At 64.1% G+C, this 25,314-nt stretch carries 22 protein-coding genes; 13 read left to right on the top strand and 9 right to left on the bottom strand.

Annotation, left to right across the window (positions count from 1 at the left end):
- Nucleotides 1-78: 78 nt before the first annotated feature.
- From AC0L3O_RS20265 to AC0L3O_RS20240, 6 genes are all read right to left on the bottom strand, one after another.
- On the bottom strand, nt 79-1,029 hold the full coding sequence (locus AC0L3O_RS20265) for a substrate-binding domain-containing protein (protein WP_023799031.1): 951 nt from the start codon (nt 1,027-1,029) through the stop codon (nt 79-81).
- Between the two features lie 252 nt (nt 1,030-1,281).
- On the bottom strand, nt 1,282-2,823 hold the full coding sequence (locus tag AC0L3O_RS20260) for a winged helix-turn-helix domain-containing protein (protein WP_023799030.1): 1,542 nt from the start codon (nt 2,821-2,823) through the stop codon (nt 1,282-1,284).
- A 63-nt stretch (nt 2,824-2,886) separates the two neighbouring features.
- Complete coding sequence (locus AC0L3O_RS20255; protein WP_023799029.1) at nt 2,887-3,117, bottom strand: hypothetical protein; 231 nt, start codon at nt 3,115-3,117, stop codon at nt 2,887-2,889.
- The gene (locus AC0L3O_RS20250) at nt 3,101-3,829 is read right to left on the bottom strand and encodes a gamma-glutamylcyclotransferase (protein ID WP_051407813.1); all 729 of its coding nucleotides are present in this window, start codon (nt 3,827-3,829) and stop codon (nt 3,101-3,103) included. Before AC0L3O_RS20250 ends, AC0L3O_RS20255 begins: the two co-directional genes overlap by 17 nt.
- Nucleotides 3,830-3,947: 118 nt before the next feature.
- Entirely contained in the window at nt 3,948-4,829 is an 882-nt protein-coding gene (locus tag AC0L3O_RS20245) for a DMT family transporter (protein WP_023799028.1), read from the bottom strand.
- Between the two features lie 48 nt (nt 4,830-4,877).
- Nucleotides 4,878-5,327, bottom strand: coding sequence for a hypothetical protein (locus tag AC0L3O_RS20240; protein WP_156942584.1), 450 nt, complete (start codon nt 5,325-5,327; stop codon nt 4,878-4,880).
- Here AC0L3O_RS20240 and AC0L3O_RS20235 point away from each other — a divergent pair.
- The 7 genes from AC0L3O_RS20235 to AC0L3O_RS20205 all read left to right on the top strand — a co-directional run bounded on the left by AC0L3O_RS20235 (nt 5,317) and on the right by AC0L3O_RS20205 (nt 13,558).
- Nucleotides 5,317-6,756 (top strand): LuxR C-terminal-related transcriptional regulator, encoded by a 1,440-nt coding sequence (locus AC0L3O_RS20235; protein ID WP_023799026.1) that lies wholly within the window; start codon nt 5,317-5,319, stop codon nt 6,754-6,756. The two genes, AC0L3O_RS20240 and AC0L3O_RS20235, sit on opposite strands and share 11 nt — an antisense overlap.
- An 87-nt stretch (nt 6,757-6,843) precedes the next feature.
- Nucleotides 6,844-7,068 (top strand): hypothetical protein, encoded by a 225-nt coding sequence (locus AC0L3O_RS20230; RefSeq protein WP_023799025.1) that lies wholly within the window; start codon nt 6,844-6,846, stop codon nt 7,066-7,068.
- 254 nt (nt 7,069-7,322) lie between these two features.
- A complete protein-coding gene (gene ligD / locus AC0L3O_RS20225) occupies nt 7,323-9,803 on the top strand; it encodes a DNA ligase D (RefSeq protein ID WP_473616433.1) in 2,481 nt (826 codons plus the stop codon).
- Nucleotides 9,804-9,892: 89 nt separating this feature from the next.
- Nucleotides 9,893-10,807 carry a non-homologous end joining protein Ku gene (ku, locus tag AC0L3O_RS20220; protein WP_473616432.1) on the top strand — a complete coding sequence of 305 codons (915 nt, stop codon included), beginning with the start codon at nt 9,893-9,895 and terminating at the stop codon, nt 10,805-10,807.
- 14 nt (nt 10,808-10,821) lie between these two features.
- On the top strand, nt 10,822-11,910 hold the full coding sequence (locus AC0L3O_RS20215) for a tetratricopeptide repeat protein (protein WP_287378003.1): 1,089 nt from the start codon (nt 10,822-10,824) through the stop codon (nt 11,908-11,910).
- A 223-nt stretch (nt 11,911-12,133) separates the two neighbouring features.
- Nucleotides 12,134-12,778 carry an alpha/beta hydrolase family protein gene (locus AC0L3O_RS20210; RefSeq protein WP_473616430.1) on the top strand — a complete coding sequence of 215 codons (645 nt, stop codon included), beginning with the start codon at nt 12,134-12,136 and terminating at the stop codon, nt 12,776-12,778.
- 9 nt (nt 12,779-12,787) lie between these two features.
- On the top strand, nt 12,788-13,558 hold the full coding sequence (locus AC0L3O_RS20205; protein WP_128247021.1) for an exodeoxyribonuclease III: 771 nt from the start codon (nt 12,788-12,790) through the stop codon (nt 13,556-13,558).
- A gap of 59 nt (nt 13,559-13,617) precedes the next feature.
- On the opposite strand, the gene AC0L3O_RS20200 is transcribed toward AC0L3O_RS20205, so the two are convergent.
- On the bottom strand, nt 13,618-14,082 hold the full coding sequence (locus AC0L3O_RS20200; RefSeq protein ID WP_128170363.1) for a GFA family protein: 465 nt from the start codon (nt 14,080-14,082) through the stop codon (nt 13,618-13,620).
- 219 nt (nt 14,083-14,301) lie between these two features.
- Between AC0L3O_RS20200 and AC0L3O_RS20195 the strand changes: the two genes are divergently transcribed.
- The 3 genes from AC0L3O_RS20195 to AC0L3O_RS20185 all read left to right on the top strand — a co-directional run bounded on the left by AC0L3O_RS20195 (nt 14,302) and on the right by AC0L3O_RS20185 (nt 19,205).
- Nucleotides 14,302-15,783 (top strand): WD40 repeat domain-containing protein, encoded by a 1,482-nt coding sequence (locus tag AC0L3O_RS20195; RefSeq protein WP_473616429.1) that lies wholly within the window; start codon nt 14,302-14,304, stop codon nt 15,781-15,783.
- 81 nt (nt 15,784-15,864) lie between these two features.
- Nucleotides 15,865-17,139, top strand: coding sequence for a tetratricopeptide repeat protein (locus AC0L3O_RS20190; protein ID WP_473616428.1), 1,275 nt, complete (start codon nt 15,865-15,867; stop codon nt 17,137-17,139).
- Nucleotides 17,140-17,192: 53 nt separating this feature from the next.
- On the top strand, nt 17,193-19,205 hold the full coding sequence (locus AC0L3O_RS20185) for an amidase (protein ID WP_473616426.1): 2,013 nt from the start codon (nt 17,193-17,195) through the stop codon (nt 19,203-19,205).
- A 57-nt stretch (nt 19,206-19,262) separates the two neighbouring features.
- Here the strand turns inward: AC0L3O_RS20185 and AC0L3O_RS20180 are convergent, their stop codons facing one another.
- Nucleotides 19,263-19,592: a hypothetical protein gene (locus AC0L3O_RS20180; RefSeq protein ID WP_023799016.1), complete on the bottom strand. Its 330-nt coding sequence runs from the start codon at nt 19,590-19,592 to the stop codon at nt 19,263-19,265.
- Nucleotides 19,593-19,768: 176 nt separating this feature from the next.
- Between AC0L3O_RS20180 and AC0L3O_RS20175 the strand changes: the two genes are divergently transcribed.
- On the top strand, nt 19,769-21,391 hold the full coding sequence (locus AC0L3O_RS20175; RefSeq protein WP_473616425.1) for an ABC-F family ATP-binding cassette domain-containing protein: 1,623 nt from the start codon (nt 19,769-19,771) through the stop codon (nt 21,389-21,391).
- Between the two features lie 66 nt (nt 21,392-21,457).
- On the opposite strand, the gene AC0L3O_RS20170 is transcribed toward AC0L3O_RS20175, so the two are convergent.
- Nucleotides 21,458-21,889, bottom strand: a complete 432-nt coding sequence (locus AC0L3O_RS20170; RefSeq protein WP_473616424.1) for an SAM-dependent methyltransferase — start codon at nt 21,887-21,889, stop codon at nt 21,458-21,460.
- A 566-nt stretch (nt 21,890-22,455) separates the two neighbouring features.
- Between AC0L3O_RS20170 and AC0L3O_RS20165 the strand changes: the two genes are divergently transcribed.
- Together AC0L3O_RS20165 and AC0L3O_RS20160 are read left to right on the top strand one after the other, a co-directional pair.
- A complete protein-coding gene (locus AC0L3O_RS20165; protein WP_473616422.1) occupies nt 22,456-23,760 on the top strand; it encodes a mechanosensitive ion channel family protein in 1,305 nt (434 codons plus the stop codon).
- A 292-nt stretch (nt 23,761-24,052) separates the two neighbouring features.
- Nucleotides 24,053-25,186, top strand: a complete 1,134-nt coding sequence (locus tag AC0L3O_RS20160; protein ID WP_473616421.1) for a KamA family radical SAM protein — start codon at nt 24,053-24,055, stop codon at nt 25,184-25,186.
- Nucleotides 25,187-25,314 lie beyond the last annotated feature (128 nt).

Below are 25,314 nucleotides of genomic sequence, written 5' to 3'. Positions count from 1 at the left end.
TTCACGCCGCGCTTGAACACCCCCCTCTGTCCTGCCGGCCAGAGGGGGGGTGCTGTCCCACCGGCCTCGCCAATTGGCCTACTTCGTCTCGCCCAGCCTTTCCGCCTTGTCGAGATTGTCCTTGCCGATGACGATCGGCGTCAGCAGCACGAGCTTTTCCTTCGGCTCGGTCTTGTCCCTGGCATAGGCGACGGCGATCTGCACGGCGGTGCGCGACTGCTCGCCGGGGAACTGTTCGACCGTGCCGGCCAGCTTGCCGTCGCGCACGGCGACCAGCGCTTCGGGAAGTGCATCGAAGCCGTAGATCTTGACGTCGGTGAAGTTGCGCGCCGCGCAGGCTTCAACCGCGCCCAGCGCCATGTCGTCATTGGCGCAGATGATCGCGTCGGGCTTGCCGTTGGCGGCAAGGCCGGCCTCGGTGACCGAGAGCGCCTCGGCGCGGGCGAAATTGGCGGTCTGCTCGAAGATGATCTGGTACTTGTCCTTCATCGGATCGAGGACGTTGTGCACGCCCTTGTTGCGGTCGATCGCCGGCCCGGCACCGGGCTGGCCCTGCAGATGGAAGATCTTGGCGCCGTTCGGGAAAGCCGCCACCATGGCCTGCGCTTCGGCCTCGCCGCCCTTGACGTTGTCGGCGCCGACATGGGCGAGGATGCCTTCGACCCCGTCGACGCGGCGGTCGATGGTGACGACGGGGACGCCGGCCTGGATCGCTTGCTCGATGGCCGGGGCCAGCGCGTTGACGTCGAGTGGCGAGATGACGATGGCGTTGACCTTCTGCACGAGCGCTGCCTCGATATCGGCGGTCTGCTTGGGCGCCGAGTTCTGGCCGTCGCTTTCGACAAGATTGACGCCCTGCGCCTGCGCTTCCGCCTTGATCTGGTTCAGCATGTGCACGAAGAACGGAAAGCCGAGGCTCGGCACCGAACCAAGGATGGTCAGCTTGTCCTGGGCGAAAGCCAGTTGCGGAGCGGCCAGCGCCATCGTGCCCATCGCCACGGACGACAGCAGGAATTCACGTCTGTTGATCAATTTAGTCTCCTCCCACATGAGCGCATGAACCCGAAAACCGGTTCCGGTTTTCCGAAAATTCCTGCGTCGATCCAGAAATGGAGTGTCCTTTGAGCGCCCAAGGGGACGCAACGGCGCTCCAGCCGGTCCACCGCGACGTTCTCCTCCGCTCGGCGCCGGCGGGCGGATGCTAGCCAAGGCCGGAGATTTGCGCAAGAACGCGCGGATCCGACACAGGGCCGCGTCACGCGCCCAACGCTCCGATGCTGCTCATGGTGTTGTCGGCAATTGCGCTTCATCCCATCCGGCCAACTCGAGACCGGATCGTATCCGCTCCCGATCTTCCGAGCGCATCATATGAAGGTCCGCCATGATTTCCTGCACGGTCAGCCCGGGGTTTAGGCGACGGCCCTCCCTGGTGCAGGCCCTTGCCTTGTCGATATTGCCGTCAAGCGCGTGACAAGCCGCCAGCCGCGACCATTGCCAGGCACTTTTTCGCGGAAGGCAGGAAAAAGACGCGGCCGCTTCCGGGTAGCGGCCAACGACAAGCAGGGCCTCACCCCGGTCGTAATAATACCAGGCGGGATGCATCGGATTGAGTTGGATCGCCTGGTCCAGCAGCACCAGGCCGGCCTCGCCATGGCCGCGTATGACCTCGAAGAAGCCCGTCTGGGCCAACGTGTCGGCATCATAGGGGTTCAGATCCAACGCGCGCGCGAAATGGCGTGCGGCGGCGTCGAATTCGGCCAGGTAGAGGAGGATCAACGCCAGGATGCGATGGCAGCGTGCCTCGTCCGGGCTGAGTGCAGTGGCGTGCAAGGCCCGGTCCCGAGCCTGATCGAGCAAGGCGCGGGGCGCACCGCCATAGCCGCCTATGATTGTGTCCGCCAAGGCGAGATAGGCGTGAGCGAGCCCCGAATCCGGATCGCGTTCGAGCGCCTTCAGCAAATGTTCGCGGGCCTGCTGGTTGACACCCTCGCCATAGCTGCGCAGCAGTGCCATGCCGCGCAGGATATGGACGTAGGCCTCAATGTTGGCGGCGGGCGCGGGGGACATGCGCCGCATCGCCGCGCTCTCGATGTTGGCAACCAGCGCGGTCGCGATCCGTTGCGCCACCATCCTTTGAAAGACGAAGATATCGCTGGTCCTGAACGAAAATGCCTGCGCCCAGATGCGCCGGCCGGACGATGTCTCGGACAGCACGACATGCGTGCTGTAACCATCCTCAGCGCTCTCGACGCTGCCTTCCGCAACATAGTCGGCGCCGAGACGCTCAGCAGTCGCCCAGATGTCCTGGTCGGAATGTTCGGCAAGCGCGAAGGCCGAATGGCGCGCCAGCACCGCGATGGTCTTGAAGTAGGAAAGCGCGTTGATAATCTCCTCGACCGCGCCGTCGAAGAGCGGCTTTGCCGTCGCATCGTCAATGTTAACGCGAAACGGCAGGATGGCGACCATCGGCTCGGGCGCTCGTTCAATCTGAACCGCAGCGCTGGCCGGCGGCAGCGAAGCGGACAGATCGTCGGCAGCCTGGAACATGTAGCCGCGCCGGGGCACGGTGCGAACCAGCGACTGCGTCTCGTCGCCTATGCATTTGCGCACATCGCGAATGCATTGCGTGAGCGAATCCTCTGTCACGATGGTGTTGGGCCAGACCGCTTGGAACAGTTCGTCCTTGCTCAGCACACGGCCGGGATTGCGCACCAGGAAGGCCAGCAGCTCGAAGGTCTTTGGCCGCACCGGCACGATCTCGCCGTCACGCCGCAATGTGCCGCGGTCGAGATCGAGAACCGAGCTGCCGACCTGGTGTGCCAAGCTCCTGCACCACCGCTGCGCCTGATTGCGCAACGATCATCGGAGCCGCATAAGCCGGTAAGGTCAAGCCCGAAAGATGCGGGAAAGGCGCTGCCACAGGCGCGGCCTCGTTTCAGCAGGAATCGTTTCGGCAGGAATCCTGGCTGTCTCACTCGGCATCAGTCGGTCGAGATAGTGCAGCATCTGGGCCGTTTCGCCGCCACAGAATTCAACGTTGCCCGTCGACAGGATCCGGTGCACGGCTTCCCGTGCCAGAACCGACGGGGAGAATGGTCCTTCAGCCTTCGCATGCATAATCGATCTCCACGGTTGGTGCCGGCAAGGGCGTGCCGGATTGCAATGATCCGAGGTAGGCGGCGACCTTGCCTTGCAGCCGCCATAGCGTGGCGTCGCGGATGTTGCGGGCTTCAAGCTGAACGACGGTCCGGCGCAGATAGTCGGCGCAACTTCCGATGTGGCCCGCGGCGAGCGACAGGATTTCCACTGTGGTCTGCTCGGGCAGGTCTGCTGCATAGGCGGGGCCACTCCGGTCGGCGACGAAGGCGATGGCCCGCAAATTCCCAGCCGCGCCTCGAACCGAAACCCAGCGCGGAATGTTGGTCGGCGGGTTGGCGCTCATCTCCCGGCGCAGCAGCCGGTCGATTGCCGCGTCGATATCAAGGTCGGGGAGACGATAGACGACACCGCGGCAGCTGCCGCCGCGGTCGAGCGCAAGCATCAGCCCGGGCCGCTCGCGCGTGCCGCGCCAGCGGGTCAGCCACAGCGAAAATCGCCGATGCCAGCCATGCACGGTTGCCGGTCGCTCCTCGACGAATTCGAAGCAAGGGTTCCACAGCAGGGAGCCGTAGGCGAAAACCCAGACGTCACGCGGGCGTCCCGCAAGCAGTTGCTTGCGAATGCCGACATAGTCGCGATCCTCCAGATTGCGCAGTCCAGGCGCCGGGCCGGCGTCTTCGATCTTGCGATCGATCCTGGCGAGGAGGTCTTCTGTCAGGGCGATTGTCATGGTCGCTCATCGGGTTTGTCTCCCGGGAGCATCGCCGCGACAAGGCATCCGCGTCCTGAACGGATGCTGATATTGTGCTGAAATCGAATGGAGCCGCAGCGCCTGGTCTCACAATCTCTCAGTCTGCCACCGCCGGCTTGCTGATTTTATCGGTTGTCAGCGACAGCAACGTGATTGATCCAAATATGACCGCAGCACCGGCTGCTCCGGTCGGCGACAGACGCTCGCCCAGAAATATGGCGGCACCAACCGCTCCGAACACGCTCTCTGCGCTGACGATCACCGCGGCATGGCTGGCCGAGGTGAAGCGTTGAGCGATCGTCTGCATGCCGAAGGCGGCCCCTGTCGAGAAGATGCCGAGCACGGCGAGTTCCGGGGCGGCATCGCTGATGGCGGCCAGCGACAGATTACCCAAAAGGGCGCCGAGCGGCAGCGTGATCACGGCGGCGCCGAGAAATTGCGCGGCAGCCGCTGCGATCGGCGCGCCGTGGGTCTGCATGTGGCGACCAAGCTCCACCATCCACAGCGCGTAGCACGCGGCCGAAAGTGTCGCAGCGAGATCGCCCTGGCTGAAGCTGGTGATCAAGCCTCCGGACAGCAGCAGGACACCGGCCAATGTCATGGCAGCCGCAAGCCCGCCGACAGCAGTCGGGCGCTCGCCAATCAGCAACCAGGCCGCAAGCGGTGTCATCACCGTTGCGGTGCTCACCAGGAAACTCGCATTGGTAACCGACGTGTCGAGATAGGAGACCTGCTGGATGATGATGGATATCGAGAACAGAGCGCTGACTTTGGCGAGGCTGATCCAGTAGCCTGGCCCGGATTTCGTTCCCCATTCGAGCCCCGTCAGCGGCGCGACCATGAGCCCCGCGATCAGGCAGCGCATGCCCACGGCGCTGAGCGGATCGAGATGATCCAGCACAGTCTTCTGCGCAACATTGCCGAAGCCCCAAAAGGCAGCGGCAAGCAGAAGCAGACAGTTGGCCTGCACCTTCGACATATCGATGTCTCGGCAAAGCTTGCGCCGCAAAGGGCGGATCGCTGGTTGCTAGCGGGCGGCGAGCTTGTCCCACCGCTTGCAATACAGGCGGACGCCGACGGGCATGATCTCATAGCCGGCGTCATTCAACTGGAGCTTCATCTCCTCGAAATGCCGCTTTGAGCCGCTGACGATCGATTCAGGCGTGTAGTCCCAGCCGTTGCGGGCGGCATTGGCCAGGATGTCGGCATAGAGGCGCATGCTCGTGATTTTCACATCCGATTCCAGCACCTGCCTGCATCCTCTTGCGAACGACGGCGACTGGGCGGCGGAAAAACTCAAGATCGTGCATGCCAGCATTATCGAAACAGGACGCATGGAAACCTCCCCCGGATTGCCGCTTTTTGCGGCAAACGACCTTGCAATTTGTGCGCCTGCGACGGGATCGGGCAGATGCAGTATTCGGCCTCCTGCATTTGTAGTATTCTGTCCTGGGACGGGTTCCACCATGACGGTCAATGACGCTTCGAAAGCGCAGACGCTCGATGCCTTGTCGGGTCGCGAGCGCGCGGTCGCGGAAAAATTCGCAACCGGCATGACCTATCGCGAAATCGGCAATGCACTTTTCATTGCCCCGACCACTGTTCGCACCCACCTTGCGGCCATCTACGAAAAACTTGGCGTGCGCACCAAGATCGGACTCGCGGCGTATTTTGCCGGCGCTTCCGGCGCTCGGCCGGGCGGGCAGTCACCCCCGTCGGACGCTCCGCCGGTGCTCGCCATATTTCCGATTGAATGCCTGAATTCCGAAGAGCGCTGGAACCGCTTTGCCGACGGCCTGTCGTCAGACATCACCATCAACCTGGCGCGATACGCGGGCCTGCCTGTCATCGCCTTCCACACGATGAAATCGCTGGGCAGCAAGCCGGCCGATTTCGCGGCGGACGGCAAGGCGCTCGGCGCCACCTATTTCGTATCGGGCCAGTTGCGTGCGGACGACCAGAGGATTCGCTTGACGATAGAGCTTGCCGATGCCCGTAGCGGCGTCGACCTGTGGAGGGAGCGCTACGATCGCCCGGCCGAGGACATTTTCGCGCTGCAGGACAGCCTGACCGAAAGCATCATCAATGTGTTCGCCGGCAGTTATGGAACGCTGGCCACGGTCGGCCGCAACGCGGTTCGCCGCAAGCCGCTGGCCAGCTTGCGGGCCTATGATTTTTATCTGCTTGCCCTCGAACAGCACACCATGTTCAGCCGCGCCAGCAATGCCGAGGCGATCCGCTTGTTTTCGCGCGCGCTGGAGCTTGATCCTACCTTCGCAAACTGCTGGGCCGAACTCGCCTACGCCTATTCGATCGAGGCCTGTAACGGCTTTGGCGACGACGTGCTGACGTCGATCGAGAACGGGTGGATCACGGCCGAAAACGCCTTGCGTCTCGACCCGACGGACAGCTGCGCTCACGCATGCCTTGGCAATGTCAGGGCATGCCTTGGCGATCTCGAAGGAGCGGAGCGCGCGCACCGGCGCGCTCTCGAATACGGCTCCAACCACGCCGGCATACTGGCGCTGCTGGCCGGCAGCAAAGCGCTTGTCGCCGGTGATCCAGCCGAGGCGATCCCGCTCATCGAGCGTGCCATGCGCCTCAATCCATTGGCCCCGCCCTGGTATTTCGGCATGCAAGGCCGCATCCTGTTTGCCGCCGGCAGGCATCGGGAAGCTGTCGCGGCGCTCCGCAGGAGTTCGCCGGAGTCGCCGGACGTGCTGATGTTCCTGGCGCTTTCGCATGCGGCCATGGGCGAGACCGGCGAGGCGGCGCGCGCCGCGGCCCGCTTGAGAGCCGAATTTCCAGGCTTTTCGGTCGAACGCTTCATCGCAGGCTATCCGGTGGCCAACCGGGACGCCTTGCTTGCCATCCGCCACGCTGCCGAGCTGGCGAAGCTGCCGTAGGCAAGTTGAAAAATTGACACAACCGTCTGTCTCGGCCATCCTTATGCCAGCCGTCTTCTCCTGCGGCGGCGTGTGTATGAGCAGTCCATGGCCAGTTCCGTCACCAGCCAGAATTCCAAGCGCGCTGCAGTGCGCAGGGCGCTCGGCCGCCACAAGGTCTACATCACCGCACAGAGCTTTTCCGCCGGCGCCTACAAGGCGCGTGTCCTCGTCGACGGCGAGGCTTATTGGGTCGACGAATTCCGGCTGAGCCAGCTCCAGCAGGGTCTGTCGCCTGCCGAGCTCGAATTGACGCCGGCCACCGACGATTGAGCTGCGTGAGCGCCGCTGCGGTGGAATTTTGATGCTGGCGGGACAGCGCCCCCCTCTGTCCTGCCGGACATCTCCCCCACACGGGGGGAGATCGGCAGCGTCACTGTTGGCGCCCTCTTTGCGACGTCGGAGATTGGCGAAAGCATTCGTGACATCCAATCTCCCCCCTCGTGGGGGAGATGTCCGGCAGGACAGAGGGGGGCGCGAAGGAATGAGACGCTGGTTGCTGACTGCCGCGCGCTTCGATCTTTGACATGCCAGCTCCTTCAAAACTCAAGGCCTATCGCGCCAAGCGCGAATTCAGCAAGACGCCGGAGCCCGCCGGCGGGCCGGTTGCCGCAGAAGGCAATCGCTTCGTCGTCCACAAGCATCATGCTACTGCCGACCATTACGATCTTCGCCTGCAGGTCGGCGATGTGCTGAAGAGCTGGGCGGTGCCTCGCGGCCCGTCGCTCAATCCGGCCGACAAGCGGCTGGCGGTCGAGACCGAGGACCATCCGCTTGAATATATCGACTTCGAAGGCGTCATTCCCGAGGGCGAATATGGCGGCGGGCCGATGATCGTCTGGGACACCGGTGTCTGGGCGCCGATGGACGATGTCGAAAAGAGCTTGCGCACCGGCTCGTTCAAATTTCGTCTCGCCGGCGAGAAGCTGAATGGCGGCTGGATGCTGACCAGGCTGAAACCGAAGCCCGGCGAGGATGAGGGCAAAAAGAACTGGCTGCTGTTCAAGGAGCGCGACCTCGCCGCCGACGCCAGGCTCGACATACTGGAAGCCCGGCCGGAAAGCGTCAAATCCGGCCGTCGCATCGAGGAGTTGGTGGCAAAGCCTGCCGCAAGGCCTGCGAAACCGGTGGCATTGAAACCCGGTGCGCTGCCGGGTGCGGTCAAGGCGCCGCTGCCTTCCCGGATCGAGCCGCAGCTGGCCACGCAGGTTCCGAAGCCGCCGGGCGGCGAAAGCCCTGCCGAAAAAACGCGCGAAATCTGGCTGCACGAAATAAAATTCGACGGCTACCGCACCATGGCACATCTGGCCGACGGCGCGGTCAAATTGATCACCCGCGCCGGCCTCGACTGGACCAGGCGCTATGGCGACCTGCCGCTCGCCTTTGCCAGGCTGCCCTGCCGCGATGCAATCATCGACGGCGAGGTCGTTGCGCTCGACGCCAGGGGCGTCAGCCGCTTCGCGCTGCTGCAGGAGGCATTGGCGCAAGGCGCCGGCAACAAGCTCCACTTCTATGCCTTCGACCTGTTGTATCTCGACGGCTGGGACCTGACAAAAGCACCGCTCGGCCGGCGCAAGGCGCTGATGTCGCAATTGCTGTCCGGCCTGGGCGCCAACTCCGCCATCCAGTTCTCGGACCATGTCGAAGGCGATGGCCAGGCGCTCTACGACCAGGCCTCCGAGATGGGGCTGGAAGGCATCGTCTCCAAGCGCGCCACGGCGATCTACCAGAGCGGCCGCACCAAGACGTGGACCAAGACCAAGGCGCTGAAGACCGGCGATTTCGTCATCGCCGGCTACACCACCTCCGCTGCAGCCGAGGGGCTGGCCGCACTCGGGCTCGGCGAATTCGAGGATGGCGAGCTGCACTATCGCGGCAAGGTCGGCACCGGCTTCGACGCCGCCACCGCCACCGCGTTGCTGGCCCGGCTGGAGCCGCTGCGCGCCGGCGCGTCTGCACCCGAAGGCGTTCCACGCGAGATCATGCGCGAGATGAACTGGGTGCGGCCGCTGCTTTCGGCCCATATCCACTATGCCAACCGGACCACCGACAATGCGCTGCGCCATGCCGTGTTCCGCGGACTGCGCGACGTCGGCCTGTCGACGCCTGTATCGGCCAGGCGCAAGCGGCTGATCGCCGAGGCCGACCTCGCCACGATATGGGTGACCAACCCGACGCGGCGGCTGTTCGGCAGAACCGGACCGACCAAGCTCGATATCGCCGTCTATTACGCGCTGGTCGGCGACTTCATGCTGCCGCATATTTTGGGCCGCCCGGTGTCGCTGGTGCGCTGCCCGACCGGCAAGCCGCAGGACTGTTTCTTCCAGCGCCATGCCTTCACCGGCATGCCGAAATCGGTGGCGACTTTCGAGGCGACCAATTCCGAGGGCGAGACCAAATCCTACCTGTCGGTCGAGGACGCCAAGGGCTATCTGGCGCTGGCGCAGTTCGGCGTCGTCGAGTTCCACACCTGGGGCACCCATCGCACTCGGCTCGACAAACCCGACCTGATCGTCTTCGACCTCGATCCCGGCGAGGGGGTTAGCTGGCGCGAGGTGGTCGAGGCGGCGGTGCATATCCGCGCCGAACTGGAGGCGATGGGGCTGGTGCCGTTTGCCAAAACCTCGGGCGGCAAGGGCATCCACATCTCAGTGCCGGTGACGCAAAAACAGAACTGGAAAAAGCTGCACCAGGCGACCAGCGCCATCTCCTCGGCATTGGCCGCCACGGCGCCCGACACCTTCACCACCACGATGGGCAAGGACAACCGCAAGCGGCGCATCTTCATCGACTTTCATCGCAACGCGCGCGGCCACACATCGGCGGCACCTTACTCGCTGCGCGCCCGCACAAACCTGCCGGCCTCGACGCCGGTGAGCTGGTCCGATCTGGAATCCATCGACGCTCCGGAAGATTTGAATTATTCTTCACTGCCGGGCCTTCTGGCCACCTCCGGCGACCCCTGGGCCGACATGGAAGATTTCGCTAGGGATTTGCCGGTATTGTGAGGGCGATGTAGGTTTTGCGCAGCGTCGTTCGTCCTTTGGACGAAGCGCTGCGAACAGTTCGACAGTGCACGGCCGCGTAGGAGAGTTTCATGGCGCCCAGGGCAAGTTGGAAAGGTTACCTCAAGCTCAGTCTCGTCAGCTGTCCGGTCCGGCTGTATCCGGCGACGAGTGCCAGTGAGCGCATCAGTTTCAACCAGCTGCACAAGGACACCCACAACCGCATCAACATGAAGCCGGTCGACCCCGAGCTCGGACTGGTCGAGCGCTCGGATCTGGTCAAGGGCTACGAATACGAGGACAAGCAGTATATTATCATCGAAGATACCGACCTCGAGGCGGTGCGCATCGAATCCAACCACACGATGAACATCGAGGCTTTTGTCGACGAGCATTCGGTCGACGTCATCTACCAGGACGCCCCCTACTATCTGGCGCCGGATGGCGCGATGGCCGAGGAAACTTTCGCGGTGCTGCGCGAAGCCATGCGCAAATCCGGCAAGCTGGCGATCGCACGGCTGGTGCTGTCCAGCCGCGAGCGCGTGGTGACGATCGGGGCGCGCGAGAACGGCATGTTCGTCTGCACCTTGAGGAACCCGAACGAAGTGCGCGGCACGGCTGAATATTTCGGCAATATCCCGGCCGGCAAGCCCGACCCGGAAATGCTGCAGCTTGCCGAAGCGCTGATCAAGCAGAAGGAAACCACCTTCGATCCGAAGAACTATGAGGATCGCTATGAGATCGCGCTGATGGCGATGATCCGCGAGAAGCTCAAGGGTCACAAGCCGATCATTGCGGCCGCGCCCGAGCGCGGCAACGTGATCAACCTGATGGATGCGCTGAAGGCCAGCCTGTCGCAATCGGCCAAGCCGCCGGCCAAGAGCAAGAGCAAGGCCGATGAAGCGGCGAAACCGGCAACGAAATCCGCCAGGGGCGGCGCCGGCGCGGCCAAGGAAAATCCGCTCAAGGCCAATCTGCTCAAGGCCGTCGGCAAGAGCAAAGGGTGACAGCGCCCACCGGTATGATTTCCGGCAGCGTCTTCGGCGCGATCGGCGCGCTGGCGGCGTTCCCGCTGAGGCTGGCGGCGCGTGAAGTCGAGCGCCGGCAGGGCCAGTTGCGACGCGGCGTCAACAGGCGCACCAGCCATGTCGTGTTCGGCCGCAAACTTCTGGCCAAGGCCGGGGATGCCGAGATCGAGCGCCGCGTCGCCGCCGAGCGTGCGGCCGGGCGCAAGCTGATCAGCGAAAACGGTTTTTTGCGCCTGCTCGGGCTGATCAAGGCGCCAGAGGCCTCGGCGTTGTCGCGGCAGTCGCTTCTCGATCAATCGCGATTGGCCGCATCCGACCTCGACCTGTTGTCGCTTTTCGATGCCTTTGAGCATGATTGCGAACCCTATTCGTTTCGCGATTTGATCCTGGCCCGCAAATATGCCGGGCTGGTCGCCGGCGGCGCCTCGTGGGGGGCGATCGCGCGCTCGGTGCACCGCTGCGGTCCGGTCGCTTCGCTGACCGCCAAGTCGCTGAATGTCGGCTCGCAGCACGGGCGCGCCGATCAGATCTATCTCGAGGGCGGCCAGAGCGAACTCGACGGCCAGCTGCTGTTCGATCTGGGAACGCCTGACGATGACACGCTGGAAGAACTGTTCGCCGATGCTGAAGCCGCGGAAGAGGCTGAAGACCACGAACAGGCGGCTGCACTCTACCAGCGCTGCCTTGCCATCGATCCGAGCGATGCGATCGCCGCCTTCAACCGCGCCAACTGCCTGCGCGCCGCTGGACGCGCGCCCGAGGCGGCGCACGACTATGCCCGCGCCATCAAGTGTGACCCCGGCTTTGTCGAGGCCTGGTTCAATCTGGCCGGGCTGATGAGCGATGAGGGTCGCGAGGCCTCGGCGCGCCGGAATCTGCAGAAGGCGATAGCGCTCGACCAAAACTATGCCGATGCGGTGTTCAACCTGGCAAGGCTGGAGTTCGACGCCGGCAACCTCGCCGAGGCGCGGCGGAACTGGGCGCGCTATCTCGAGCTCGACGCCGGCTCCGAATGGGCGCGGATGGCGGCCAAGGGTATTCAGTTCATCGATTTGCAGCTGGCGCACAAATCGGCGGGGTGAGGGCTCGTTTGGTCGCGCTTGAACACCCCCCTCTGTCCTGCCGGACATCTCCCCCTCAAGGGGGGAGATTGGCTGTCACCGACGGTTTCGCCAACTACCACCGTTGGGGAGTGGGCGGGGAGACGAAGCTGCTAATCTCCCCCCTTGAGGGGGAGATGGCCGGCAGGCCAGAGGGGGGTGGGACGGAACGCGGCCTCTATAAGTGGGATAAGTGGGCCGCCCCATGACCACCTTCCTCTACGACGGCCCAGACACCGCTCCCATCACCATCCTGCTCGCCCATGGCGCCGGCGCGCCGATGGATTCTGCCTCGATGAATGCCACGGCAAAAGCGCTGGCCGAAGCCGGGTTCCGCGTTGCGCGCTTTGAATTCCACTACATGGCGGCCCGCCGCTACGGCCACCGCAAGCCGCCGCCGCGCGCCGAGACGGTGAACCCGGAATACATCAAGGCGATCGCCGACCTCAGGGCGAAGGGCGTGAACGGGCCGCTCATCATCGGCGGCAAGTCGATGGGCGGCCGCGTCGCTTCGATGATCGCCGACGAGGTGTTTTCGAAGGGCGACATTTCAGGGCTGCTTTGCCTCGGCTATCCCTTCCATCCGCCGGCGAAACCGACGCAGCTTCGGACAAAACACCTCGCCGGTCTCAAGACGCCGACATTGATTTTTCAGGGCACACGCGACGAATTCGGGACCAGGGACGAGGTCGCGACCTATGACCTTTCCGACACCATCGAAATGCGGTGGCTGGAAGATGGAGACCACGATTTGAAGCCGCGCAAGAGCATCTCCGGTTTTTCGGCCGCCGATCATCTGAAGACACTAGCCGATGCGGTGAAGGCGTGGACCGAGCGCATCGTGCGCTGAAGCAGGCCAATGAAGATCGCCACCTTCAACGTCAACAACATCAACGGCCGGCTGCAGAACCTGCTCGCCTGGCTGACTGTCGCCAAGCCCGACATCGTCTGCCTGCAGGAACTGAAGGCCAGGCAGACGCAGTTTCCGCGCACAGCACTCGCCGCGGCCGGCTATGGCGCGGTTTGGGTGGGACAGCCGACCTGGAACGGCGTCGCCATACTGGCGCGGGGTTCAGAACCGGTTCTGACCCGCGAGGCGCTGCCCGGCGACGACAGCGATAACCAGGCCCGCTACATCGAGGCGGCGGTCAGCGGCATCGTCGTCGCCTGCCTCTATGCGCCGAACGGCAACCCGCAGCCCGGCCCGAAATTCCAGTACAAACTTGCCTGGCACCAACGCCTGAACGCGCATGCGGAAGAACTGTTCGACACCGGCCTGCCGGTGGTGCTGGCCGGCGACTACAACATCGTGCCCGAGCCGCGCGACATCTATCCGACCCGCTCCTATGACGACAATGCGCTGGTGCAGCCGGAAAGCCGCGCCGCTTTCGCAGCGCTGCTCGACCAGGGCTGGACCGATGCGCTGCGCAAAAAACACCCGAAGGAGACGCTCTACACATTCTGGGATTATCGCCGCAACCGCTGGCCGCGCAACGCCGGCCTGCGGCTGGATCATATATTGCTGTCCAAGAAACTGACGCGCCGGCTGGCCGGGGCAGGCATCGACCGCGACGTCCGCGGCGAGCCCGGCGCCAGCGACCACGCCCCGGTGTGGGTGGAGTTGCGGTGAGAGCGGAGATTGGCCGTCATCGGCGGTTTCGCCAATCTTAATCCTTCATGCGCAACCGGTCAGCCCGGTCGCGCGCCTTCGCGGGCGAAGGCCTCGATCAATGGCGTATACCCCTCAAGGTCGGGTTGGGTGGCGAAGCTGTGGCTGGCGGCGGTCGTTGCCCAGGGCAGCCTTTCCGACGTGAAGACCTCGACGAAGGGCACATACCAATGATGCTCGTCCAGCATGGTCGCGCGAACATTGACGAAGAAGTCCAGGCCGTGCGGATGGGTGAACATCCAGTTCTTGCAATGCGGGCAGTAGAGTTGCCGGTGCGGGCCATGCATGCCGCCGACCAAGGGCTCGCCTTGCGTAACGGTGAAGCCGCTGCTTGGCACCGCCATAGTCAGGGAATAAGCACTCGCGCTCAGCTTCTGACAGCCGGTGCAATGACAGGCCATTGTCAGCAAGGGCGGCGCACTTATGCGAAAGCGTATCCCACCGCACAGGCAGCCGCCGTCCCAGGGTAGTTTCCAATCATCCATCACTTGGCCTCGGTGCTGAGTTCCCTGCCAGGCGATTCTAGCGCGCGACCGGGCAACATTGCGGCGACCGAGAGTGTCGCCAGGCCATATCGAGCGCTTTGGCGCAGGCGCGTGTTTTGCGCTCGCTGTTTCGCTCTTCGGAATTGACCGGGCATCGACAAACCCGGCGCCGACCTGCATCATTGCGGACGAAGCGAACAGCGGCGCGAGGGGAGCCCGATGTACAGGTTTGTCGACAGGCTGCTGGCAATGCTGCTGCTGGCGATCGGCATGCTCTGCTTCACACGCGTGTATTTCGCGCTGGGCGGCGAGGGCGCCGGCGACGCTTTCGCGTCCGCGCGCCTGGCTTTTTTCGGCGCCGCGGGTGTTTTCTCAGCTCTTGCCGCCCTGCTGTTCTGGGCCGGCCTGTTGCCGGGCCGATCGACGCTCGCTCCGAAGACGCCTCTGTTCGGCAGGGGCGCCGAACTGCAACCCGGCGGACGACCACGCCTGCGGCGGCTCTTTGCCGTCGTTCCGTTCCTCGCCGTGCTCGCTCTGGTGGCCGACCAACTCGGCCCCTGGTCGCGGCAGCCACAGGACGCCGGCAAAAGCCTGATCGCCGAGCAAACCGTGCCGAGCGCGCCGGAAAGCCAAGAGGTCACCAGCGCACCGGCCCCGGAACCGGAAGCGGCTCCTGCCTCGCCATCCGAGGTCGCGCTTGCCCCACCTGTCTCACCGCCGGAGCCTGCTCCAGCCCCGGCTGCGCCACCGCAGACCGTCGCGCCGCTGCCTCAGGCTCCGCCGCCGCAGCCGACGCAGCCCGATGGCCACCGCGAGCCCGTCGTCTGGCTGGCGGTGGCGTCCGACGGTCACTCGATCATGAGCGCCAGTACCGACCGCACGATCAAGCTCTGGGATATCGATGGCAAGCGCCTGATCCGCACCCTCGGCATCCACAAGGACATGGCGCGTACCGCGCTTTTCCTGCCCGATGGGGCGCGGGCGCTGACGGCGGGCGACGATGGCGAGATCGCGCTGCGCCAGCTCGCCGATGGCGCGGTGCTGCACGTCTTCTCGTCAGGCCAGAACGGCGGCGTCAACAAGCTCGCGATCGGCCCGGACGGCAAACGTGCCGTCAGCGGACACGACACCGGCAGGGTTATCGTCTGGGATATCGAGAAAGGCTCGGTGCTGCATGTGATGCCGGGGCACGACTGGTCGATCAGCGGGGTCGCCGTCTCGCCCGACGGCACACGCGCGATCAGCGGCAGTACCGAGGGCACACTAAAACTATGGGACATCGGCACCGGCAATCAGCTGCGCAGCTGGCACGGGCATGAGCGCGGCCCCTATGGCGTGGTGTTCACGGCCGACGGGCGCCATCTGATCACCGGCAGCGGCGATTATACGATCAAGCTCTGGGATCTCGACAGCGGCCGCGAAGTCCGCCGCCTCGAGGGCCATTGGGCCACGGTCTATGCGCTGGCGCTGTCGACCGACGGCAAGCGGCTGCTGTCCGGTTCGCTCGACGGCACGGCACGGCTGTGGGACATGGAAACCGGCAGCGAGACCGCGCTGTTCGACAGCCGGTCCGGACCGATCTACGCCGTGGCGTTCGCCGCTGACGGCACAGTGCTGACCGGCGGCTACGACCGCACCATCCGGGACTGGCCGGCAGGCGGCGGAGACGGGGTGGTGCTTTTCGCCGGAGCGCCAGATTGATTAGATTTTCAAGGTGCGAATATTTCGGAAAGAGGCGGCGTGCGCTAATGATTACCGCTATCGACAAATGGATTGGCGAACGTGAGCAGTGAAGACTGGCCGCTTGAGGCGAACACAACTGTGTCCATTTTGCCCGTGCCACATCGCCGAAGAATCTTTCCCATCGTCTTGCTTGTGTTGGCTGCTGTCGTGCTGTTTTGGCCAGCTCGCAATTATTACGTTCAGTGGTCGGCCATCCAGAAGGCGCAAGCGGCATTCCTCGACAAGGACTACGCCGAGGCATTCCGCCACTGGAAGATAGTGGCCGACGCCGGCAACCCCGATGCGCAGAACAATATTGGTTTGATATATTGGTTAGGCCAAGGCGTTGCTCGGAATGACGCGCTGGCAGTGGACTTTTGGCGCAAGACCGCAGAGGCAGGAAACCTAGATGGTGCGTCCGGCCTCAGCCAAGCTTATTATGATGGCAGAGGTATCGGAAAAGACGATCAGTTGGCCTTAATGTGGGCGCGGAAGGCTGCGGACAATGGGCACGCAAATGGTCAACACTTCCTTGGCGTTCTCTATTCAGAAGGCCGGGCGGTGGCGAAGGATGACCGCAGGGCGTTCGAATGGTGGATGAAAGCCGCGGCCAGTGGCCTCGCCGATGCGCAATATGCCGTTGGAACTGCATATGCGTTGGGAAAAGGCGTGGGCAAGGATGACGCAAAGGCATTTTCCTGGTTCAGTAAGGCGGCCGATCAGGGATATCCCAACGCTCAATTCGCTGTTGGCCAAGCCTATTCACAGGGTTGGGGGGTTCAACAGGATCATGCTCAGGCTGCCGTCTGGTGGCGTAAAGCGTCCGAACACGCCAACGCCCAGGCACAAGCCGCGCTTGGCTATGCATACTCAATCGGCAACGGTGTTACCCAAAGCGATGCGGACGCAGCGTCTTGGTGGCTCAAGGCGGCCAATCAGGGAGACGTCAGTTCGCAACTGAACCTGGGGGTCGCCTATTCGAAAGGCGCTGGTGTTAGCAAAAGCAAGGCGGACGCGGTTTCGTGGTGGCTCAAGGCCGCAAAGCAGGGAGATATCCAGGCCCAGCTCCTCGTGGCATACGCCTATGCCAATGGTGAAGGCATCGCCAGAGACCACAAATCTGCTGAGTTCTGGTGGCTGGCTGCCGCGAAAACGGGAAATGTCGATGCCGAAGCCAGTCTTGGGATGCTGTATTATCGCGGTATCGATGGACAACCGGACTACAAGGAAGCCGCTAAATGGTTGCTCAAGGCTTCTTCCCATGGCCATCCCGCTGTCCAGATTTATCTGGATATGATGAAGGAAGACGGTCTGTTGGACACCAAGACATTATAGGTAAAGATCATATTTGAAACTGTTGCGGATAACAGACGTTTGGCTTTCCCAAAGTGACCGATCTCCACATCGTCGAGGCGTCGATCGCAGAGCTGCGGCGGGCGCTGGAGGCCGGCACTGTCACCAGCGTCGAGCTGGTCGGCGCGTATCTCAGGCGCATCGCCAGGTACGACCGCCATGGCATCGCCCTCAACGCCGTTCCGGTGCTCAACCCCAAAATGTTCGAGGAGGCGGCCGCGTCCGACTGGCGCCGCAGGAACGGTGCTGCGCTCGGGCCGCTGGACGGCATCCCCTATACCGCCAAGGATAGCTACAAGGTATCAGGCCTCACAGTGGCCGCGGGCTCGCCGGCCTTCGAACATCTCGTCGCCAATGAGGACGCCTTCACCATCGGGCGGCTGCGGGCCGGCGGCGCGGTGCTGATCGGGCTGACCAACATGCCGCCGATGGCCAATGGCGGCATGCAGCGCGGCGTCTACGGCCGGGCGGAAAGCCCCTACAATGCCGATTACCTGACCGCCGCCTTCGCGTCGGGCTCGTCGAATGGTTCCGGCACCGCGACCGCCGCCAGCTTCGCCGCCTTCGGGCTTGGCGAGGAGACATGGTCGTCGGGCCGCGCGCCGGCGTCGAACAACGCGCTGGTCGCCTACACGCCGTCGCGCGGCGTCATTTCGGTGCGCGGCAACTGGCCGCTGGTGCCGACGATGGACGTGGTGGTGCCGCATACGCGCAGCGTGCCCGACATGCTCGAACTGCTCGACGTGATCGTCGCCGACGACCCGAACACAAGGGGCGATTTCTGGCGCGCGCAGCCCTGGGTGGCGCTGCCGAAGAGCTCGGACGTACGGCCGCCACTCTACACCGGCCTCGAGCTGGAGGGAGCGCTGCGAGGCATGCGGCTCGGCGTGCCCCGCATGTATATCGGCCGCGATACGGAGGCCAAAATTGCGATCCAGACCCGCGCCTCGGTGCTGGAGCTGTGGCAGCAGGCGGCAGCGAATCTGCGGCGGCTCGGCGCAGATGTGGTCGAGGTCGATTTTCCCGTCGTCTCCAACTACGAGCGCGACCGGCCGGGAGCAAAAAACATGGTCGATCGCGGGCTGATTCCCAAAGGATTCGCCGAGCGCGAGATCTGGGACCTGTGCGTCTTCGCCTGGGACGATTTCCTGCGCGCCAATGCCGACCCTGCCATTCCCGATCTCGCGTCGGTCGACGGCGCAAAAATCTTTCCGCAGCCGCCGGGCACGCTGCCAGACCGTTATGAGGACAGTTTTGATGTGGCGGGATATGTCGAGCGGGCCAAGCGCGGCGTCACGCCATTCCTGGCCATTCCCGAGCTGCAGGCCGGCGTGAAAGGCCTGGAGGCGACGCGGCGCATCGATTTCGAGGATTGGCTCGACGCGCAACGGCTCGACGCAGTGGTGTTTCCCGCCGTCGCCGATGTCGGGCCGGCCGATGCGGATGTCAACGAGGCCTCCGCAGTGCTGGCCTGGCGCAACGGCACCTGGGTCGCCAATGGCAATCTGGTGCCGCGCCATCTCGGCATTCCGACCGTCACCGTGCCGATGGGCGCGATGGCCGATATCGGCATGCCGGTCGGCCTAACCTTCGCCGGCAAGGCCTATGACGACACCCGGCTGCTGCGGCTGGCCGGCGACTTCGAGCGTTTTGGCCAGCGCCGCAGCCGCCCGCCGCGCACGCCGGAACTTCCCGACGATGTTTTTTTCGCCCGGCCTTCCGCCCGCCGGCCCGGCGAGGCGCCGCCGCTCACCGTCGCGCTTGCCGCCGAGACGCGCCATGCCGGTGATCAGGATGAGATAACCATCATGCTCGACATCGATGGCGAGGCCGGGACCGAGATCAGCGTGAAAGTCCATGTCAACGGCGAGCCCATTCGCATGCGGACCGGGGCGCGCTTCACCGGGCGCGCGGTGGTGCCGGCCAACGAGCATGAGAGGATCCACAGCGTCTGGCGCGGCTCGTACGGCTCGATCGTCACCGCTGTCGTGCGTCTTGAAGACGGACGCGCCGCCGGCGCCTACGTGGTGACCGGCGGCATCGGATGACCATCGCGCTTCGCCTTGTGCTGCGGCGCGCCGTCTGCAAACGGCTTTCAATTCGCGTCAGTCCGGCTTGCAGGGGTCGGCCTTGGCCGCTGCTGTCTTCTCGCCCTCCTGCTGCGCCTCGACATCCTGCTGCGAGGTAGCAAGGTTTTTATCGCCGCCGGCTTCCTGGTTGGCAAGCGGCATGGTGTTGCCGGTCTTGTTGGCCGGGCCGCCCTTTACCCTGTTACCGGTATTCGCGTCGGTTTCGAGGGGCGCGCGCGTTGCGTCTTTTGCGACGCCTGATTGAGCTTCGATCGATGCGGTCGTGTCGTGGCAGGTAGCGCTTGCCGTGCCGGCCGTCAGCCCGATCATTGAGGTGGCTAGCAAAATAGCGGTTAGGGTCTTCATCTCGTCCTCCTTCGCTGTTTGATGTCATCTTTCTAAACTGCCGGCACTATCTGAGGTTCCGCCAATTCAGTTCGAACTTCGAATGTGGCGTCCTATTCCCGTGATTTGCGGGCTTCCGCAGGCGCCGCCTATCGCGTATTGGCGCGGGGAAAATCCCTTGGGCGCGCGTGAAAAGCATGATTCGACTGGAAAGCATCAGCAAGCAGAACGGCCGGCAGATCGTCTTCATCGAGGCCTCCGCCTCCCTGCAGAAGGGCGAGAAGGTCGGCCTGGTCGGCCCCAACGGCGCCGGCAAGACGACGCTGTTTCGCATGATCAACGGCGAGGAGCAGCCCGACGAGGGCCAGGTCTCGGTCGATCGCGGCGTCACCATCGGTTATTTCAGCCAGGATGTCGGCGACATGGCGGGCCGCAGCGCGGTTGCCGAAGTGATGGACGGCGCCGGGCCGGTGAGCGAAGTGGCGGCTGAGATGGGCGCGCTCGAAGCGGCCATGGGCGATCCCGATCGCGCCGACGAGATGGACGCCATCATCGCCCGCTACGGCGACCTGCAGGCGCGGTTCGAGGAGCTCGACGGCTATGCGCTGGATGGCCGCGCCCGCGAAGTGCTGGACGGCCTCGGCTTCAGCCAGGAGATGATGGACGGCGACGTCGGAAAACTTTCCGGCGGCTGGAAAATGCGCGTGGCGCTTGCCAGGATCCTGCTGATGCGGCCCGACGCCATGCTGCTTGACGAGCCGAGCAACCATCTCGACCTGGAAAGCCTGATCTGGCTGGAACAGTTCCTGAAGAATTATGACGGCGCGCTGCTGATGACCTCGCACGACCGCGAGTTCATGAACCGCATCGTCGACAAGGTGGTGGAGATCGATGGCGGCGCGCTGACCGCTTACTCCGGCAACTATGAATTCTACCAGCAGCAGCGTGCTATCGCCGACCGGCAGCAGCAGGCGCAGTTCGAACGCCAGCAGGCGATGCTGGCCAAGGAGATCGCCTTCATCGAGCGCTTCAAGGCGCGGGCGTCACATGCCGCCCAGGTGCAGAGCCGGGTGAAGAAGCTGGAGAAGATCGACCGCGTCGAGCCGCCAAAACGCCGCCAGAAAGTGTCGTTCGATTTCCAGCCGGCGCCGCGCTGCGGCGAGGACGTGGTGACGCTGAAGAACGTCCACAAGGGCTATGGCAGCCGCCCGATCTATCAGGGGCTGGATTTCCAGGTGCGCCGCCGCGAGCGCTGGTGCGTGATGGGCATCAACGGTGCCGGCAAGTCGACGCTGCTGAAGCTGGTCGCCGGCGCCTCCGCGCCGGACAACGGCACGGTGGCGCGCGGGCCGAGCGTCAGGATGGGCTATTTCGCCCAGCACGCCATGGAAGTGCTGGAGGGCGAACGCACCGTGTTCCAGACACTGGAAGACGCGTTTCCGCAGGCAGGCCAGGCGCCGCTCAGGGCGCTTGCCGGCTGCTTCGGTTTTTCCGGCGACGAGATCGAAAAGAAATGCCGGGTGCTGTCGGGCGGCGAGAAGGCGCGGCTGGTGATGGCGCTGATGCTGTTCGACCCGCCCAACCTGCTGGTGCTGGACGAGCCGACCAACCACCTCGACATCGCCACCAAGGAAATGCTGATCACGGCACTTTCGCAATATGAGGGCACCATGCTGTTCGTCTCGCATGATCGGCATTTTCTGGCGGCGCTGTCGAACCGGGTGCTGGAACTGACGCCAGAGGGGATTCATACCTATGGCGGCGGCTATACGGAGTATGTCGAGCGAACCGGGCAGGAGGCGCCGGGGCTGCGGAGCTGAGGCCCAGAGCGGCGTTGCCGCTCACCATGACCCAAACGCTCGATTCCGGAAGGAAGCACCGGCTGCTCAGTCGTGTATCGCAATTTCGCGCAGCGGATCGCCGCCGTCGATGTACAGTCGGCCTTGCGCCGTCAACGCGGCCTTGAGCCGTTGCAGGGCGATTTTCCCTGCCTCGGGATGACGCCCGTCCAACGCGCCGACGCGCACCGCAACGGCAATGTCGAAATGCTTCTCGTCCGCCTCCAACTGGAAATCCTCGATGGCGACCTGACGCAGGCTCAGCCGGCCCGCTGCAATCTCGGCGCGCGAGGCGGCCCTGGCCTGCGTGATGGCCTTGGCCGAGCGGTCGATCGCCAGCACGTCGCCGTCGCCAATCCGGCGCGCGATCTCGCGCGCCGCAGCACCCGGTCCGCAGCCGATCTCCAGCACCCGCATGCCCTGCCGCAAAGGCAGCGCATCGACGATCGCCAAAAGCCTTGGCGACAAGTCGTTCGCCATTCCGCTTCTCCAGCCTTTCCGTGAGCCGAGATTAGCGACCATGGCTGGCGACGGGAAGGCCGACACCTGAGGGGATCGCGGACGTCGTCGATGTGTTCACCGCCGGTGAAGGCCCCTTGATCGATATCGAAGAGGCCGACATCGGTCGACTTCTCAACTGCGCGACAGGAACAGCAGGGATACTTAAAGAGAGAATAAAGGCCGAGCGGCCCGGCGTCGTTGGCCTGAGGGGGGCGGGACTGGCGCCGAGCCTAACCGGTTGGGGGGTAGATCACCGGCCACCTGCATACATACGCTAAATCTAATTTAAGAGCAAGCTAATGTAACAGTGATTCAATGTTGCGCGTTGGCGATTTTCCAGCGGTTGTTTCCAATCAGTTGTTGTTTCTGGCGGCCGCTGCCTGGCCGCGTGCGTCACTCTTATGGCGGCGGCTATACCCGACATGTTGAGCGCACCGGCCAAGAGGCGCCGGGGGCGCGCGGGGCTGAAGCGCAGAGCGCCGGCTTGACCCTGCACCAGGCCGGCGACATTGTGCTGGTCGCCAGTCCATAACGGTCGTGTGGGAATGGATTTTCGCAACGCCATCGATGAATCGCTGGCCCGGGCCAGCCGATGGTTCGACTACGCCGTCACGCCGTGGTTTTTCTATCAGGCTGCCATCATCGTCGTGCTCTTCCTCATCGCGAAGCTCGCAGCGCAGCGCATCGAACCGCTCGTGGAGAACCGGGCACGCCAGATCAAGGGGCATCCCGGACTGTTGAGGGTCGTCGTTGCCCTGTTGCGGCGCACCGACTGGATCCTGTTCACGGTCTTCCTGCTTGCCGCGCTCGTTCTCATGCGCGCCGTCACCTGGCCGAGCCGGACCCATTTCATCTATATCGCGCTCTCGCTATCGCTTGCGTGGCTGTTTGCGTCGGTGCTGTCGCGCATCGTCCGCAATCGCTTTGTCGCGCGGGCTCTCGCCTGGCTGACCTGGATCTATGCGGCCCTCGTCATCCTGGGCATCGATGACGACGCCGCGACTTTCCTGGAAGGCCTCGCAATACCTTTGGGCGCGGTGCGCCTTTCGGCGCTCATGGTGCTGAAAGCGGCGCTGCTGCTGATCGCCACGGTTTGGCTTGCGGTGGTCGTCGGCAAGTATATCGACGAGCGCGTCCGCATCTCCGAAGAGCTGACACCTTCGATCCGCGTCCTCGTCGGCAAGGTCGCAAAGGTCGGCCTTGTGCTGGTGGCGGGTGCCATCGCCCTGTCTTCCGTCGGTCTCGACCTGACGGCCCTGACGATATTTTCCGGCGCCGTCGGCGTCGGCCTGGCTTTCGGGCTGCAAAAGGTGGTTTCGAATTTCGTCTCCGGCATGATCATCCTGCTCGACAAGTCGATCAAGCCGGGCGACACCATTTCGCTCGAAGGCACTTTCGGCTGGGTGCGCGAATTGCGGGCGCGGTTTGTCTCGGTGGTGACGCGCGACGGCCGCGAATACCTGATCCCGAACGAGGACTTCATCACCCAAAGGGTCATCAACTGGTCGTTCAGCGACAACCTCGTGCGGCTCGACGTGAATTTCGGGGTCTCTTACGACGCCGACCCGCATAAGGTCAGTGAACTGGCGATCAAGGCCGCCATGAGCGTCGGCCGGGTCGAAGCGGACCGGCGGCCGGTTTGCTGGCTCACCGACTTCGGCGAATCCTCGCTCAATTTCGTCCTGCGCTTCTGGATCCACGACCCTCAGCAAGGCCTGACCAACGTGCGTGGCAGGGTGCTGCTGGCGCTGTGGGACACTTTTAGGGAAAACGGCATAGACATCCCCTATCCGCATCGCGAGATCATCATGAAGCCGGATGGGCGTGCTGAGAAATCAGGCGGGCGCTGAAGCTGCCAATCTCCCCCCTTGTGGGGGAGATGTCCGGCAGGACAGAGGGGGGCGCTGTCCCGCCGACTTCTCTCACCGATCCGCTCTCACGCGCATTCGCTTAGAACGTCCTTTGCGCGTTCAGAACGAACAAGGTTGGCGATCCTTCGCGCCCCCCTCTGCCCTGCCGGGCATCTCCCCCACGAGGGGGGAGATTGGCAGCTTCGGCGCCGTGCGCGTTCGCGAGTGCATCCGGCAAGGGTTCGCACCTCGGCTCCAATGCTGTATCCAGCCCGAATTCAAGGAGCCTGCGATGACCTCACACCTCGACATCCCCGACGCCAGCAGCATGGCGGCCGACGACGAGCACGCCTACGACGCCGCGTGGCAGGACGATGTTCGCGCCGGCGTGCGGCAGGTGCGCGATCTCGACTCCCTGCCGCTGTCGCCAGCCGAGCGCGCGGCGGCTCAAGCCGCGGCCACGCGCCACAAGGTTCGCATCCCAAAAGCCTATCTCGACCTGATCGACTGGAGCGACCCCGCCGATCCGATCCGGGCGCAGGTCATCCCGTCGCCCGAAGAGCTGGCCGAGCAGGAAGGCGAGCTCGACGATCCGATCGCCGACCACGCCTTCAGCCCGGTGCCGCGATTGACGCATCGCCATGCCGACCGGGTTCTGCTGTTTGCGACCTACCAGTGCGCGGTCTATTGCCGGTTCTGCTTTCGCAAGGAGTCGCTGACCTCGATCGGCCGGGGTTTTTCGCGCGAGGCGCTGGAGCCGGCCTTCGCCTATATCGAGGCCCACCCCGAAATCCGCGAGGTGATCCTGACCGGCGGCGACCCGCTGTCGCTGCCGGACAAGGCGCTGGCAGAAATCCGCGCCCGCATCGAGGCGGTTGCGCATGTGCGGCTCTTGCGCATCCACACCCGCGTGCCCGTAGCGCTGCCCTCGCGCGTCACGTCAGGGCTGGTTCGCTCGCTGCAGGGCCGGCTGATGGTCACAGTCGTCACCCATTTCAACCACGCGCGGGAGATCACGCCGGCCACCGAAGAAGCCTGCCGCGCGTTGCGGCAGGGCGGCTTCGTGCTGCTCAATCAGAGCGTCCTGCTGAAAGGCGTCAACGACACCGTCGAGGTGCTGGAGGAACTGTGCCGCGAGCTGATGTACCGCCTCGGCATAAAACCCTATTACCTGCACCACGGCGACCTCGCGCGCGGCATGGCGCATCGGCGCACCACGATTGCCGAGGGACGGGCGCTGGTCAGCGCCTTGCGGGCGCGCCTGTCGGGCATCTGCAACCCCGTCTACGTGCTGGACCTGCCGGACGGCGGCGGCAAGGTGCCGCTCGGGCCGTGCTATGTCGAGGCGCGGGACGGGGAGACCTGGCGGATTCGCGGGCAGGACGGTGAGTTGAGGACATATACGGAGATTGTCGGCGACCTCTGAAACCTTGGTTCCTCGCCCCCGCAAGCGGGGGAGAGGTGGCCGCGAAGCGGCCGGATGAGGGGGTGCTGCGAAAAAGAAAAACTATAAAGGGATTATTACATATTATAGAAAAACAGGGGCAAATAAAA

Source organism: Mesorhizobium sp. WSM4810 (assembly GCF_055811235.1).
This window is presented reverse-complemented; position numbering and strand designations above follow the sequence as displayed.

Coding starts and splice junctions, on each gene's coding strand:
- AC0L3O_RS20235 (WP_023799026.1), top strand. CDS start 5,317: ATGACGGTCAATGACGCTTCGAAAGCGCAGACGCTCGATGCCTTGTCG.
- AC0L3O_RS20195 (WP_473616429.1), top strand. CDS start 14,302: ATGTACAGGTTTGTCGACAGGCTGCTGGCAATGCTGCTGCTGGCGATC.
- AC0L3O_RS20255 (WP_023799029.1), bottom strand. CDS start 3,117: ATGCATGCGAAGGCTGAAGGACCATTCTCCCCGTCGGTTCTGGCACGG.
- AC0L3O_RS20210 (WP_473616430.1), top strand. CDS start 12,134: ATGACCACCTTCCTCTACGACGGCCCAGACACCGCTCCCATCACCATC.
- AC0L3O_RS20250 (WP_051407813.1), bottom strand. CDS start 3,829: ATGACAATCGCCCTGACAGAAGACCTCCTCGCCAGGATCGATCGCAAG.
- AC0L3O_RS20180 (WP_023799016.1), bottom strand. CDS start 19,592: ATGAAGACCCTAACCGCTATTTTGCTAGCCACCTCAATGATCGGGCTG.
- AC0L3O_RS20175 (WP_473616425.1), top strand. CDS start 19,769: ATGATTCGACTGGAAAGCATCAGCAAGCAGAACGGCCGGCAGATCGTC.
- AC0L3O_RS20170 (WP_473616424.1), bottom strand. CDS start 21,889: ATGGCGAACGACTTGTCGCCAAGGCTTTTGGCGATCGTCGATGCGCTG.
- AC0L3O_RS20230 (WP_023799025.1), top strand. CDS start 6,844: ATGGCCAGTTCCGTCACCAGCCAGAATTCCAAGCGCGCTGCAGTGCGC.
- AC0L3O_RS20200 (WP_128170363.1), bottom strand. CDS start 14,082: ATGGATGATTGGAAACTACCCTGGGACGGCGGCTGCCTGTGCGGTGGG.
- AC0L3O_RS20245 (WP_023799028.1), bottom strand. CDS start 4,829: ATGTCGAAGGTGCAGGCCAACTGTCTGCTTCTGCTTGCCGCTGCCTTT.
- AC0L3O_RS20165 (WP_473616422.1), top strand. CDS start 22,456: ATGGATTTTCGCAACGCCATCGATGAATCGCTGGCCCGGGCCAGCCGA.
- AC0L3O_RS20205 (WP_128247021.1), top strand. CDS start 12,788: ATGAAGATCGCCACCTTCAACGTCAACAACATCAACGGCCGGCTGCAG.
- ligD (WP_473616433.1), top strand. CDS start 7,323: ATGCCAGCTCCTTCAAAACTCAAGGCCTATCGCGCCAAGCGCGAATTC.
- AC0L3O_RS20215 (WP_287378003.1), top strand. CDS start 10,822: ATGATTTCCGGCAGCGTCTTCGGCGCGATCGGCGCGCTGGCGGCGTTC.
- AC0L3O_RS20160 (WP_473616421.1), top strand. CDS start 24,053: ATGACCTCACACCTCGACATCCCCGACGCCAGCAGCATGGCGGCCGAC.
- ku (WP_473616432.1), top strand. CDS start 9,893: ATGGCGCCCAGGGCAAGTTGGAAAGGTTACCTCAAGCTCAGTCTCGTC.